At 66.3% G+C, this 13,484-nt stretch carries 12 protein-coding genes; 9 read left to right on the top strand and 3 right to left on the bottom strand.

Annotation, left to right across the window (positions count from 1 at the left end; all coding sequences use genetic code 11):
* Both ACXJL8_RS16850 and ACXJL8_RS16855 read left to right on the top strand, forming a co-directional pair.
* A partial coding sequence (locus tag ACXJL8_RS16850) for a right-handed parallel beta-helix repeat-containing protein (protein ID WP_456685270.1) occupies positions 1–1,554 on the top strand: 1,554 nt, incomplete at its 5' end.
* Positions 1,555–1,571: 17 nt separating this feature from the next.
* Positions 1,572–2,093 carry a hypothetical protein gene (locus ACXJL8_RS16855; RefSeq protein ID WP_456621081.1) on the top strand — a complete coding sequence of 174 codons (522 nt, stop codon included), beginning with the start codon at positions 1,572–1,574 and terminating at the stop codon, positions 2,091–2,093.
* A 13-nt stretch (positions 2,094–2,106) separates the two neighbouring features.
* Here ACXJL8_RS16855 and hutU read toward each other — a convergent pair whose 3' ends face one another.
* The 3 genes from hutU to hutI are packed head-to-tail and all read right to left on the bottom strand — an operon-like array spanning position 2,107 to position 6,574.
* The gene (gene hutU, locus ACXJL8_RS16860) at positions 2,107–3,777 is read right to left on the bottom strand and encodes a urocanate hydratase (RefSeq protein WP_456621082.1); all 1,671 of its coding nucleotides are present in this window, start codon (positions 3,775–3,777) and stop codon (positions 2,107–2,109) included.
* A gap of 26 nt (positions 3,778–3,803) precedes the next feature.
* Positions 3,804–5,360, bottom strand: coding sequence for a histidine ammonia-lyase (hutH, locus tag ACXJL8_RS16865; protein ID WP_456621083.1), 1,557 nt, complete (start codon positions 5,358–5,360; stop codon positions 3,804–3,806).
* Positions 5,360–6,574 carry an imidazolonepropionase gene (gene hutI / locus ACXJL8_RS16870; RefSeq protein WP_456621084.1) on the bottom strand — a complete coding sequence of 405 codons (1,215 nt, stop codon included), beginning with the start codon at positions 6,572–6,574 and terminating at the stop codon, positions 5,360–5,362. Before hutI ends, hutH begins: the two co-directional genes overlap by 1 nt.
* An 83-nt stretch (positions 6,575–6,657) precedes the next feature.
* On the opposite strand from hutI, the gene ACXJL8_RS16875 reads away from it, so the two are divergent.
* From ACXJL8_RS16875 to ACXJL8_RS16905, 7 genes are all read left to right on the top strand, one after another.
* Complete coding sequence (locus ACXJL8_RS16875) at positions 6,658–8,016, top strand: formimidoylglutamate deiminase (RefSeq protein ID WP_456685271.1); 1,359 nt, start codon at positions 6,658–6,660, stop codon at positions 8,014–8,016.
* Positions 8,013–8,741 (top strand): histidine utilization repressor, encoded by a 729-nt coding sequence (hutC, locus tag ACXJL8_RS16880; RefSeq protein ID WP_456685272.1) that lies wholly within the window; start codon positions 8,013–8,015, stop codon positions 8,739–8,741. The genes ACXJL8_RS16875 and hutC overlap by 4 nt, the downstream gene beginning before the upstream one ends.
* 115 nt (positions 8,742–8,856) lie before the next feature.
* On the top strand, positions 8,857–9,801 hold the full coding sequence (locus tag ACXJL8_RS16885; RefSeq protein WP_456621087.1) for an ABC transporter substrate-binding protein: 945 nt from the start codon (positions 8,857–8,859) through the stop codon (positions 9,799–9,801).
* A gap of 72 nt (positions 9,802–9,873) precedes the next feature.
* The gene (locus tag ACXJL8_RS16890) at positions 9,874–10,647 is read left to right on the top strand and encodes an ABC transporter permease (RefSeq protein WP_456621088.1); all 774 of its coding nucleotides are present in this window, start codon (positions 9,874–9,876) and stop codon (positions 10,645–10,647) included.
* Positions 10,644–11,429 carry an ABC transporter ATP-binding protein gene (locus tag ACXJL8_RS16895; protein ID WP_456621089.1) on the top strand — a complete coding sequence of 262 codons (786 nt, stop codon included), beginning with the start codon at positions 10,644–10,646 and terminating at the stop codon, positions 11,427–11,429. The genes ACXJL8_RS16890 and ACXJL8_RS16895 overlap by 4 nt, the downstream gene beginning before the upstream one ends.
* Entirely contained in the window at positions 11,422–12,654 is a 1,233-nt protein-coding gene (locus ACXJL8_RS16900; protein ID WP_456685273.1) for a hydantoinase/carbamoylase family amidase, read from the top strand. The genes ACXJL8_RS16895 and ACXJL8_RS16900 overlap by 8 nt, the downstream gene beginning before the upstream one ends.
* Positions 12,655–12,660: 6 nt before the next feature.
* Positions 12,661–13,386 (top strand): phosphoribosyltransferase, encoded by a 726-nt coding sequence (locus ACXJL8_RS16905; RefSeq protein WP_456621091.1) that lies wholly within the window; start codon positions 12,661–12,663, stop codon positions 13,384–13,386.
* The last annotated feature ends 98 nt before the right edge of the window (positions 13,387–13,484 follow it).

Here is a 13,484-nt window from a genome sequence, read left to right on the forward strand (position 1 = left end):
ATCCAGGACAGTCTTGCGATCGCGATCGAAGACCTCGCAATCATCTCGTTCAATCGGAAGCCAACGATCGACGTCTCGACCTGCATCGGCCTCGGCCTGACCCGACTCGCAATCGCGGCGCTCGGTGGCGAGAATGCGCAGCTTCCAGCGGTGATGCTGCGCGGCCTGATTGGCGGGGCGAAGCTTGCAGAAAACGCGATCTTCGCACCCGTTGCCATTGCCGGCGGCGCGCTCAAGGAGGTCGAGGACGGTGCCGGCTTCCTGCTGACGGCGGCGGTGACGATCGAGGACAATATCCTCCTGTGCCAGCGCGGCGCCATCGTTTTCACCGACGAGGTGCTGCATCTTCTTGCGACACGAATCGCGCACAATGAAATCATCGGCTGCACCGATACTGCAATCGCCGCAGAGGGTTTTGCGCTTCCTGGCGCCTCACTCGCAATCGACGGCAACAGCTTGAATGTCAGCGCACAYGGCATCGCCTGTGCCGCGGCCGGGCTCTGGGTCGAGGACAACGCGTTGCGCAACTGGTCGACGGGCGACCATGTCGGGATCAGGCTGATCCCCGGGCTCGACCGCCGCAGCACCGCCACCGCCCACATCCTCGCCAACCAGATCAACGGATTCGGCACCGCGGGGATCAAGGTGATTGCTGCGGCTCAGGACCTGATCATCAAGCTCAACGCGATCGACGCATGCGGGGCCGGGATCATGCTCGGCGGCGCGACCGACGCTGCGGCAGTCTCGATCGAGAACAACCATATCCGCGATATCGGGCCGGCCACCGAGAGCGACGGCGGCACCGTGGTCGGCATCGAGGTCATCCGCGCCGAGAGCGCGACGATCGCGGGCAATCTGGTCCGGGCGATCGGGCTCCAGGCGGTGAAGTCCGAGCTGCGCGCCGGCGTTCTCACCTTCGGCGTCAACCGCCCGCGCGTGAGCGGCAACGAGATCGTCGAAGTCGCGCCCGCCAAAGGCTTTGTCGGCACCAGCGCCGGCATCATGCTGCGCGCACCGCAGACCCAGATCGAGGTCAGCCATAACACCGTGCAGCGCGACTTCACGACGGTCACCGGCGATTCGGCCGGCAACTGGTTTGCGTTGACCACGGCCGAGGTCAATCCGAAGGTGCCGTTCGCGCAGGCCGGCGACAAGGTCGCGATCCGGCTCGGCGACGGGCGCATCCTTGCGCTCGGCGCCGACTATGCGTTCGTCAGGGCGAGTCTCGCCGGCAACGACACCGAGGGCGCGCGCGCCGGCATCATCGGCAACACGCTGACCGCGCGCGGGCCGGCGCCGGCGGTGCTGGTGGTCGCCGGCCAGGAGTGCCTGTTCAGCGACAACCGCGTGGAGGTGAGCAACAAGGCCATCGCCGTGTCGCTGGAAAGCACGGTTGCCATCATCAGCTCGAACCGTGTGCGCGGCGGCGAAAGCTCGATCCGCCTCACCGCCGCGCGCGCGGTGACCGTGCTCGGCAACATCACCACCGGCAACATCGCCATCCCCGGCGGCATCGCCAACACGCCGTGGGCGCCGCTCAACGTAATCGGATAGTTTCGGGAGATATTTCGATGCGCACCTTCATTGTCGGAGATGAAACGAAGCTGAAGACCGTCAGCGAAAAACTCTTGCACGCCAATCTCAGCAACGTGCGCAGCGAGGCCGCGCTGAAGGCTTTGCAGGAAGCCAACCCACATGCCGATCTCAACAAGCTCGCGCCCGGAACCATACTGTTCGTGCCGGATACGCCGGGCTTCAAGGTCAGCACGACCAGCTCGGCAGCCGAAGGCCCGCTCGCAGCCCTGCACGAGCTCCTGGACAAGGCGCTCCGCCTCGCACTGGAGGAGACCTCGGCCGGCAACAATGCGCGCATCGCAGCCCAGGACCTGACCATCAAGGCGTTCGACGACGGTACGGTGAAGAAGCTGTTGACCGACCCGACCGTCGGCAGCCAGATCCGTGAGACCGCCAACACCGTCAGAAAGAGTTTTGAAGCCGACCGCGAGCTGGCGGCACGGGCGGAGAAAACCATCACGGATGTCGGCAAGGCCGCGACCGCCAAGCTCACCGAGCTCGGCAAGACCTTTGGATGATGCGCAGCGCCGATTACCTCGCCAGGCTCGGCAGGTCGAGCCCGCTGGCGCGCGCGCACTCGACCGCTGTGTCGTAGCCCGCATCGGCATGGCGCATGACGCCGGTCGCGGGATCGTTCCACAGCACGCGCTCGATCCGCCTTGCAGCGTCCGGCGTGCCGTCGGCCACGATCACCATGCCGGCATGCTGCGAATAGCCGATGCCGACGCCGCCGCCATGATGCAGCGAGACCCATGTCGCGCCGCTGGCGCAATTGAGCAGCGCGTTGAGCAGCGGCCAGTCGGACACCGCGTCCGAACCGTCGCGCATCGCCTCGGTCTCCCGGTTCGGACTCGCCACCGAGCCGCTGTCGAGATGATCGCGGCCAATCACGACCGGCGCCTTCAATTCGCCGCGCGCGACCATCTCGTTGAAGGCAAGGCCGAGGCGATGACGATCGCCGAGGCCGACCCAGCAGATCCGCGCCGGCAGCCCCTGGAACTTGATGCGCGCCTTGGCCATGTCGAGCCAGTTGTGCAGATGCTTGTCATCGGGCATCAGCTCCTTGACCTTGGCGTCGGTCTTGAAGATGTCCTCGGGATCGCCTGAGAGCGCGGCCCAGCGGAACGGTCCGATGCCGCGACAGAACAACGGGCGGATATAGGCGGGTACGAAGCCGGGGAAATCGAAGGCGTTCTTCAGACCCATGTCCTGCGCCATCTGCCGGATGTTGTTGCCGTAGTCGAGGGTCGGTATTCCCTGCGCGTGGAAATCGAGCATCGCCTGGACGTGATCGACCATCGAGGTCTTCGACGCACGCTCGACCGCCTTGGGATCGGCGGCACGCTTGGCTTCCCACTCGGCCAGCGTCCAGCCCTTCGGCAGGTAGCCATTGATCGGATCGTGGGCGCTGGTCTGGTCGGTGACGATGTCCGGCTTGACGCCGCGACGCACCAGTTCCGGAAAGATCTCGGCCGCGTTGCCGAGCAGGCCGACCGAGACCGGCTTCTGCGTCTTGGCAGACTCCGCCATCATCGCCAGCGCTTCGTCGAGCGTTGCGGCCTGCCGATCGAGATAGCCGGTGCGCAGCCGCATCTCGATGCGGCTCGGCTGGCATTCGACCGCGAGCATCGAGGCGCCGGCCATGGTCGCGGCCAGCGGCTGCGCGCCGCCCATGCCGCCGAGGCCGGCGGTGAGGATCCATTTGCCGGCGAGGCTGCCGCCATAATGGCGGCGGCCGACCTCGACGAAGGTCTCGTAGGTGCCCTGCACGATGCCCTGGCTGCCGATATAGATCCAGGAGCCCGCCGTCATCTGGCCGTACATCATCAGGCCCTTGCGATCGAGCTCGTTGAAATGATCGAGCGTCGCCCAGTGCGGCACCAGGTTCGAGTTCGCGATCAAGACGCGCGGGGCATCCGCGTGGGTGCGGAAAACGCCGACCGGCTTGCCGGATTGAACCAACAGGGTCTCGTTGCCCTCGAGCTTGCGCAGCGAAGCAACGATCCGGTCAAAGCTCTCCCAGTCGCGCGCGGCGCGGCCGATGCCGCCATAGACGACGAGCTCACTCGGGCGCTCTGCCACTTCGGGATCGAGATTGTTCATGAGCATGCGAAGCGGCGCTTCCGTCAGCCAGCTCTTCGCGCTGATCTCGCTGCCGCGCGGGGCGCGGATGGTGCGGTCGTTGTCCAGTCGACGGTTCATGCGAAAACCTCTTCAGCCAAGTCTTGTCAGTCAAATCTTGGAAATGGATCATTGGAGAGTGCGGAGAGCGCAGCAGAAGGCAATGCATCGGATTCAATCAGCGCAGCCGCCTTGGCGAGATCGCCGGCCATGTAACGGTCGGCGCCGAGCGCAGGCACCTCTTCACGCAACGCGGCAATGACGGCAACGAGTGCCGCGCTCGTGGCATGCGGCGCGCGCAACGTGATGCCTTGCGCGGCGACCAGGAGCTCGATGCCGAGGATGGCGGCGAGATTGTCGGCCATGTCGGACAGCCTGCGCGCGGCATGCGCGGCCATCGAGACGTGGTCTTCCTGGTTGGCGCTGGTCGGCGTCGAATCGATCGAGCAGGCAGCCGCGCGCTGCTTGTTCTCGGCATAGAGCGCGGCGGCCGTGACCTCGGCGATCATGAAGCCGGAATTGATGCCGGGATCGGGCGTCAGGAATGGCGGCAGCCCGAAATTCAGCGCCGGATCGACCAGGGTGGCGATGCGCCGCTCGCTGATGGCGCCGATCTCCGACAGCGCGAGCGCGATCGTGTCGGCGGCAAACGCCACCGGCTCGGCGTGAAAATTGCCGCCCGAGACGATCTCGCCGGTCTCGACCAGCACCAGCGGATTGTCGGTGACGGCGTTGGCCTCGACGATCAAGGTGCGTGCGGCCTGGGTGATCAGGTCGAGCGCGGCACCCGAGACCTGCGGCTGGCAGCGTAGGCAATAAGGATCCTGCACGCGCTCGTCGCCTTCGAGATGCGATTGCCGGATGTCGCTGCCGTCGAGCAGCGCCATCAGCGTTGCGGCCGCAGCGATCTGCCCGGCATGGCCACGCAGCGCCTGGATCTCGGGACGGAACGGTGCCGTCGAGGCCATCGCCGCATCGACCGATAGCGCGCCGGTCACGAGCGCGGCGCGGGCCAGGCGAAACGCGCGCAGCACGCCGGAGATGGCGTAGGCGGTCGAGAACTGCGTGCCGTTGATCAGCGCGAGCCCCTCCTTGGGGCCGAGCGTCAACGGCGCGAGGCCGGCCGTGGCGAGCGCCTCGTGGCCAGGGACTGTCCTGCCACCGACGATCGCCTGCCCCTCGCCGATCATCACGGCGGTCATGTGCGCGAGCGGCGCGAGATCGCCGGAGGCGCCGACCGAGCCCTGCTGCGGCACCAGAGGATAGACGCGCCGCGCCAGCATTTCCTGCAACTGCTCGATCACCTCGGGCCTCACACCGGAGGCGCCGCGCCCGAGCGAGATGATCTTCAGCGCCATCATCAGCCGCACGATCGGTTCGGGCGTCGCTGGCCCGACGCCGCAGCAATGCGAGACGATCAGGTTGCGCTGGAGCAGCGTGGTCTGGTCGGGCGGAATGCGCTTCGATGCCAGCTTCCCGAAGCCGGTGTTGATGCCGTAGACCGGGACGTCGGCCCGCGCCGCCTTCGCAACGATCTCGGCAGCGGCTTCGACGCACGGCCAGAACGATGGGTCGAGAACGACAGGCGCGCCTTCGAGCACGCGCGCGAGATCGTCGAGGCTGACCGCTCCCGGTTGGACGACGATCGCTGCGCCCGGCGCCATCACTGTCCTCTCCAGACCCGGCGGTGCAGCGGATTGAAGCCGATGCGATAGACCAGCTCGGCAGGCCGCTCGATGTCCCAGATTGCGAGGTCGCACCATTTGCCGGCTTCGAGCGTACCCGTTTCGTGCAGCACGCCAAGCGCGCGTGCGCCTTCGCGGGTGATGCCGGCGAGGCACTCGGCGACTGTCATCCGGAACAGCGTCGCGCCCATGTTCATGGCGAGCAGAAGCGAGGTCAGTGGCGAGCTGCCGGGATTGCAGTCGGTTGCAAGCGCCATGTGGACGCCGTGCTGGCGGAACGTCTCGACCGGCGGCCTCTCGGTCTCCCGGATGAAATAGAAGGCGCCCGGCAGCAGCACGGCCACCGTTCCGGCCTTCGCCATCGCAGCCGCGCCGGCCTCATCCGTGTGCTCCAGATGATCCGCCGACAGTGCGGAGAATCTTGCGGCGAGCGCGGCGCCACCGAGATTCGACAGCTGATCGGCATGGAGCTTGACCGGCAGCCCCAAACCCCTCGCCGTCTCGAATACGCGCGCCGTCTGCTCGTTCGAGAAGGCGATGCCCTCCATGAAGGCATCGACGGCATCGGCGAGGCCGGCCTTTGCAACGGCCGGCAGCATCTCCCTGCAGACGAGATCGATGTAGCGGTCCTTGTCGCCGTCGGCCTCGGCCGGCAGCGCATGTGCGCCAAGGAAGGAGGTACGGATCGCAACCCGCCGCTGGCGGCCGAGGTTGCGGGCCGCAGCAAGCTGCCGCATCTCGGTCTCGGTATCGAGGCCATAGCCGGACTTGATCTCGATCGTCGTTGCGCCCTCGCCAATCAGCGCATCGAGCCGCGGCAGCGCACTGGCGACGAGGTCGGCCTCGCTCGCCTTGCGGGTCGCGACCACGGTCGAGACGATGCCGCCGCCGGCGCGTGCGATCTCCTCATAGCTGGCGCCCTTCAGACGCAGCTCGAACTCGTGCGCGCGGTTGCCGCCATAGACGAGATGGGTATGGCAGTCGACGAGGCCGGGCGTGATCCAGCGTCCCTCGCAATCGATCCGCTTGATTGCGTCCGCATCCGCAGGAAAATCCGCCTCTGCGCCCGCATAGACGATGTGGCCGCCGCGCGCGGCGATCAGGCCGTGCTCGATGTCGCCGAGATCGGGCCGGTCGGCGCGCAGCGTGGCGAGCCGGGCGTTGTGCCAGATCCGGTCGAAGCGCTCTGCCATGCAATGGGTCCCTTCGTGGGATGCTTGACTTATATGTCTAGACATATAATCGTGTCGCCGTTCTGTCCAGCCGGCGTGTAATCATGACCCGACTGCATTTCGCCTCCGCGCTCCTGCCCTCGGGCTGGGCCCATGACGTGCAGGTGGTCGTCACCGCCGGCGCGATTGCCGCGGTGACGCCGGGCGTGGCGCCGGCCGCGGGCGACGAGCGCCACCAGATCGCGGTTCCGGGATTGGCGAGCCTGCACAGCCACGCCTTTCAGCGCGGCATGGCGGGACTGGCCGAGCAGCGCGGGACCTCGACCGATACGTTCTGGACCTGGCGCGAGACAATGTATCGTTTCGCGCTCGCGATGACACCGGACGACGTCACGGCTGTTGCGACGCTGCTTTATGTCGAGATGCTCGAGCAGGGTTTCACCCGCGTCGGCGAATTCCATTATCTCCATCATGACCGCGACGGCTCGCCCTATGCCGACCTCGCCGAGATGGCTGCACGCATCGCACAGGCGTCCGATGCTTCCGGCATCGGCCTCACGCTGCTGCCGAGTTTTTATGCGCATGGCTCATTTGGAGGCACAGCTCCGCACACGGGCCAGCGCCGCTTCATCTGCTCGGTCGATCGGTTCGCGGCGTTGATGGCGGCGTCGCGCAAGGCGATCGCGGAATTGCCGGGTGCCAATATCGGCATCGCCCCGCACAGCTTGCGCGCGGTGACGCCGGAGGAACTCGCAGCGATCATTCCGCTCGCGGACGGCGGGCCGGTGCATATTCACGTCGCCGAACAGGTCAAGGAGGTCGAGGATTGCCTGGCCTGGTCTGGCCGCCGGCCGGTGCAGTGGTTGCTGGAGCASGCGGCCGTCGACCAGCGCTGGTGCCTCATTCACGCCACCCACACGACGAATGAGGAGATCGGCGCATTGGCGAGGACCGGCGCGGTCGCTGGCCTCTGCCCTGTCACCGAGGCGAGCCTCGGCGACGGCATTTTTCCGGCGCGCGAATTCCTCGACGCCGGCGGCCGGTTCGGCGTCGGCACCGATTCCAACGTGCTGATCGGCGTCGCCGAAGAGCTGCGCCAGCTCGAATATGGCCAGCGGCTCAAGCATCGCGAACGCAACGTGCTCTCCGGCGGCGCAGGCGTGTCGACGGGACGCGCCCTGTTGGATCATGCGCTCGCAGGCGGCGCGCAGGCCCTGGCGCAGGCGACGGTCGGCCTTGCGCCGGGCGCACGCGCCGACATCGTCACGCTGGACGCGGCGCATCCGTCGCTGGCGGGACGTTCGCGCGACGCTGTCATCGACGGCTGGATTTTTGCGGCCGGCAGCGGCGCAATCGATTGCGTCTGGGCCGGCGGCAACAGGGTCGTCGAGGGGGGACGGCACAGGCTTCGCGAGGCCGCGCGCGAACGCTTCAACGCATCGGTGCGGAGGCTCCTCGCATGAGCCTTGCCACCGATGCCGCCGACAAGCCGACGCTCTACAAGCGCATCCGGGCCGACATCGAGAAGCGCATATTGACCGGCGAATGGCCGCCGGGCCACCGCATTCCGTTCGAGCATGAGCTGGTGGCGCGCTATGGCTGCTCGCGCATGACCGTGAACAAGGCGTTGTCGGAGCTCGCGCAGGCCGATTTGATCGAGCGGCGGCGGCGCGCCGGCTCCTTCGTGCGTCGGCCGCAACATCAGTCGGCCGTGCTCAAGATCGCCGACATGCGTGCCGAGATCACCGGGCTCGGCCGCGCTTACGGCTACGAGCTAATCGGCCGCAAGCTGCGCGTCGCGACCGCGGCCGACCGCGAGYGTCTCGGCGTCAAGAAAGCCGGCAGGGTGATCGCAATTGCCTGCCGCCACAGCGCCGACAATGTTCCTTTTGCCGTCGAGGACAGGCTGATCGATCTTGCGTCCGTACCGGATGCCGCGACCGCGGATTTCTCGCGCGAGCCGCCCGGCTCGTGGCTGCTTCATCATGTCCCATGGACGGAGGCCGAGCATACGATCAGCGCCATTGTTGCGGACGATCGCACGGCGGAGGCGCTCGACATCGCCGTCGGCGCGCCCTGCCTCGTGATCGACCGTTATACCTGGCGCAGCGCGCGCACGATCACCGCGGTGCGGCTGCTTTATCCCGGTGACTCTCACCGCCTTGTCGCCCGATTCAAGGGAGGCTGAGAGAACAATGTCGGCACAAATCGTGCAACGCGTCGGGCAAAGATCCATGCATTCCGGATCGAAACGAACAGATCAACAGGACGTCAATCCATCGATCGGCAAGAGGACGACAATCATGCGTAGTTCGAAAGTATTTGCGACAATCATTGCCCTCGCGGCCTCCACTCCGGTGCTCGCCGACGACGTCAAGGTCGGCGTCGGCATCTCCGGATGGACCGGCTTTGCGCCGCTGACGCTGGCGAAGGAGGCCGGCATCTTCAAGAAGAACGGCCTCGACGTCACCATCAAGAAGATCCCGCAGAAGGACCGCCACCTCGCCATCGCCTCCGGCGACATCCAGTGCGCGGCGACCACGGTCGAGACCTGGATCTCCTGGAACGCCAACGGCGTTGCGACCAAGCAGATTTTTCAGCTCGACAAGAGCTATGGCGCCGACGGCATGGCCGTCCGCAACGACGTCGCCGCGATCAAGGACCTGAAGGGCAAGACGGTTGCCGCCTCCGCGCCGGGCACCTCGCCGTATTTCGCGCTGGCCTGGATGCTCAAGAAGAACGGCCTCACCGTGAAGGACGTCACCGTCGTGAACCTGGAGCCGGCCGCCGCCGCGCAGGCCTTCGTCTCCGGCCAGAACGACGCCGCGATGACCTACGAGCCGTATCTGTCGACCGTGCGCGCCGCGCCCGACAAGGGCAAGATCATCGCGACCACGCTCGACTATCCGATGGTCATGGACACGTTCGGCTGCACGCCGAAGTTCCTCGCCGAGAACCCGAAGGCCGCCAAGGCGCTGGCCGACAGCTATTTCGAGGCGCTCGACATGATCGCCAAGGACCAGGCCAAGGCCTACGAGATCATGGGCGCCGACGTGAAGCAGACCGGCGAAGCGTTCGGCAACTCGGCGAAGTACCTGCGCTGGCAGGACAAGGCCGCGAACCAGAAATTCTTCGCCGGCGACTTCCTGACCTTCAACAAGGAAGCCGCCGAGCTCCTGCTCGAGATCGGCATCATCAAGGCCGCACCGAAGGTCGAGGACCTCTTCGACGCGAGCTACATCAAGTAAATCTCTCGGGAGTTGCSGGCCCCGTCTTGCGACGGGGCCGGCAAACCCGTTTATCGACCGGATAGATCGTCGATGCGTCCCCTGGATCCCGTGACGTCGAATCAGCGCGTGGCTTACGGCCTTGCCTTCTTCGTGGTGTTCGTTGCCCTCTGGTCGTGGGCGACGTTTGGCGGCCACGTGTCGAAAACTTTCCTCGCGAACCCACTGACAATGGTCCAGGAAGGTTATGACTTGCTGGCCAAGCAAGGCTTCCTGTTCGACATCGGCATGACCATCTGGCGCGTCGTCGGCGGCTTCGCGCTTGCCGCGCTCATTGCGGTGCCGTTCGGCGTGCTGATGGGAGCCTACAAGCCCGTCGAGGCGTTCTTCGAACCGTTCGTCTCCTTCGCGCGCTATCTGCCCGCCTCCGCCTTCATCCCGCTCCTGATCCTGTGGGCGGGCATCGGCGAATTGCAGAAGCTGCTCGTCATCTTCATCGGCTCGGTGTTCCAGGTCATCCTGATGGTGGCGGTGACCGTCGGCGCGACGCGGCGCGATCTGGTGGAAGCGGCCTACACGCTGGGGGCCAGCGACCGCGGCATCATCCGGCGCGTGCTGATGCCCTCCTCCGCTCCCGAGATCGCCGAAATCCTTCGACTGGTGCTGGGATGGGCCTGGACCTACGTCATCGTGGCCGAGTTGATCGGCTCGTCCTCCGGCATCGGCCACATGATCACCGACAGCCAGGCCTTGCTCAACACCGGCCAGATCATCTTCGGCATCATCGTCATCGGGCTGATCGGCCTCGTCTCCGACTTCCTGTTCAAGGCATTCAATGCCTGGCTCTTCCCGTGGAAGCTCGCATGACGACGCTGAAGATCGAGCAGGTTTCGCGAACCTTTCCCGCGCGCCACGGCAATGCGCCGACCAGGGCGCTGGAGCCGACCGATCTTGTGATCGGCAACAACGATTTCGTCACCATCCTCGGCCCCTCCGGCTGCGGCAAGTCCACGCTGCTTCGCATCGTCGCCGGCCTCGACCGCCCGACCAGCGGACGCGTCGTGCTCGATGGACGCGAAGTGACCGGCCCGGGCGCCGATCGCGGCATGGTGTTTCAGTCCTACACGCTGTTTCCATGGCTGACCGTGCGCGAGAACATCGCCTTCGGCCTGCGCGAGCGCGGCGTGTCGCAGGACGATCGGAACAAGATCGCCGACGCCTTCATCCGCCAGGTCGGACTGTCCGGCTTCGAGAACCACTGGCCGAAGCAGCTTTCGGGCGGCATGCAGCAACGCACCGCGATCGCCCGCGCGCTCGCCAACGATCCGAAAATCCTGCTGCTCGACGAGCCCTTCGGCGCGCTGGACAACCAGACCCGCGCCTTGATGCAGGAAATGCTGCTCGGAATCTGGGAGCGCGACCAGAAGACCGTGCTGTTCGTCACCCACGACATCGAGGAAGCGATCTTCCTCGGCAGCCGCGTCGTCGTCATGAGCGCGCGCCCCGGCCGCATCAAGGCCGACATCGCGATCGATCTGCCGCATCCGCGCTCCTACAAGATCAAGACCACGCCCGAATTCGTCCAGTTGAAGGAGCGGCTGGTCGAGGAAATCCGAACCGAGGCGCTGAAGGTTGCCGAACATGCCTGACACCCAGTCGCGCGCCGATGGGATGCGCGTTCTCGCCGATCTCAATGCGCTGCGCGCCATCGGCGCCTACAAGACCGGCGTGCACAAACCGACCTTCTCCGAGCCGCACAGGCTGTCACTGGATTGGCTGGCGCAGAAGCTGCCCGACGCCGGCCTCACCGCGGCGATCGACGGCATCGGCAACGTCTTCGGCACCAGCACGAAGCCCGGGCCGAAGCTGCTGGCGGGCTCGCACCTGGAAAGCCAGAACTACGCCGGCTGGCTCGACGGCCCGCTCGGCGTCGTCTACGCGCTCGAAGCCGCGCGCGTGCTCAATGCCGATCCCTCGCTTGCGGGCGCGGTCGAAGTCGCCGCATGGTGTGACGAGGAAGGTCATTTCGGGAGCTTCCTCGGCTCGCGCTCCTATATCGGGCAAGTGACCGAGGCCGACATCGATGCTGCGCGGGACCGTACCAGCGGCCGCACCATGCGCGACGCACTCCGCGAGATGGGACTCGCCGGGCGCACGCGGATCGCCGCCGAGCCGGGGCGGCACGTCGGATATCTGGAGGCGCATATCKAGCAAGGCGACACGCTCGAAAGCGGCCATCTCGCGATCGGCGTCGTGACCTCCATCGTCGGCATCTGGCAATACCGCATCAATTTCACTGGTGAACAGAACCACGCCGGCACCACCCGCATGGCCGTGCGAAAAGATGCCGGGCTGGCGCTGGCAAGATTCTGCGTGGCCATCGATGAGCGTTTCCCGGCCGCATGCGGACCGCGCACGGTCTGGACCACCGGCCGCATCACGCTCGATCCCGGCGCGCCGAGCATCATCCCGGGCGCGGCCGAAATGCTGTTCCAGATCCGCGACGACGATCCTGCCGTCATCGCGCGGCTGGAAGATCTGTTGCGGACGATGGCGGATGAGGTCAACACGCAGGGCCGCTGCACCGTGACCGTCGAGCGGCTTCGCACCGGCGCACCCGCCATGATGAATTCCGGCTTTCAGGATGCCATCGAGGCCGCGAGCAAGGGCTTTGCCGGCGGGCGCTCGCTGCGCATGCCCAGCGGTGCCGGCCACGATGCGCAGATGCTGGCGACGATCATGCCCGCCGGCATGCTGTTCGTGCCGTCGATCGGCGGCATCAGTCACCATTGGACCGAAAACACCGCCGACGCGGATATCGTGACGGGCGCCCAGGTCTTCGTCGACGCCTGCCGCCGTATCCTCGGCGGCTAGCAGCACATGACCGGGCGTGAACCTCATATCGAGTCTACAACCGGCTATTGGCAGGATCTGACGCCGGAGATCCCCGCACGCTTCTCGGCGACGCCACCTTATCGCTTCGGCTATCCCGCTACGCTGCCTTGCGGCCGCATCCTCGTCTTGCCGCTGCGCCGGTTGCCCGATGGCGAGCGCGCCGTCGCTTCGCTCATCGCCAACCAGGCCTCACATCTCGTTGTCGCGGCGCTGGCAGACCATATGGCGACACAGGCGCGCGCATTCGACGCCGAGATCATCGTCGGGCTGCCGACGCTGGGTCTTGCGTTTGCATCGCTGGTGGCCGAACGGCTCGGACAGGCGCGCTATGTCCCGCTCGGATACTCCCGCAAATTCTGGTATGATGACGCGCTGTCCGAGCCCGTGACTTCGATCACCAGCCCCGAGGCCGGGAAAAAGCTGCGGCTGGATCCGAATCTGCTGCCCCTGATCGAAGGCCGCCGGGTGGTGTTGGTCGATGACGCAATCTCGACCGGCGCGACCGCGGTCGCCGCCGTGCGTCTGTTGCGGAAGATCGGCGCCGAGATTGCCGGCATGGTCGTCGCGATGAAGCAGACCAATCGCTGGGAGGTAACGACCGCGGCACTGTCTGCGCCGCTTCCGGTTCGCGCGGTCTACGGGTGTCCGCTGTTCCAGCGCAGCGAGGCCGGCTGGATGCCGCTGGTCGAGACACAGCCCGCCATCCCCTGATTGATCGGACATCTGCTCGCCGCCGCTATCGGCGCAACCTGTCCCGGCAAAAGCTGCCACTCGGCTCGCAAGCGTCGGCGCAACTCGCGCTTCACTCG

This window comes from Bradyrhizobium sp. P5_C11_2 (assembly GCF_054049755.1).

Excerpts from the sequence above, each read along its gene's own strand:
- hutH (WP_456621083.1), bottom strand. The coding sequence starts at position 5,360 with ATGGCGCCGGGCGCAGCGATCGTCGTCCAACCGGGAGCGGTCAGCCTC.
- ACXJL8_RS16905 (WP_456621091.1), top strand. The coding sequence starts at position 12,661 with ATGACCGGGCGTGAACCTCATATCGAGTCTACAACCGGCTATTGGCAG.
- hutI (WP_456621084.1), bottom strand. The coding sequence starts at position 6,574 with ATGGCAGAGCGCTTCGACCGGATCTGGCACAACGCCCGGCTCGCCACG.
- ACXJL8_RS16855 (WP_456621081.1), top strand. The coding sequence starts at position 1,572 with ATGCGCACCTTCATTGTCGGAGATGAAACGAAGCTGAAGACCGTCAGC.
- ACXJL8_RS16895 (WP_456621089.1), top strand. The coding sequence starts at position 10,644 with ATGACGACGCTGAAGATCGAGCAGGTTTCGCGAACCTTTCCCGCGCGC.
- ACXJL8_RS16890 (WP_456621088.1), top strand. The coding sequence starts at position 9,874 with ATGCGTCCCCTGGATCCCGTGACGTCGAATCAGCGCGTGGCTTACGGC.
- ACXJL8_RS16885 (WP_456621087.1), top strand. The coding sequence starts at position 8,857 with ATGCGTAGTTCGAAAGTATTTGCGACAATCATTGCCCTCGCGGCCTCC.
- hutU (WP_456621082.1), bottom strand. The coding sequence starts at position 3,777 with ATGAACCGTCGACTGGACAACGACCGCACCATCCGCGCCCCGCGCGGC.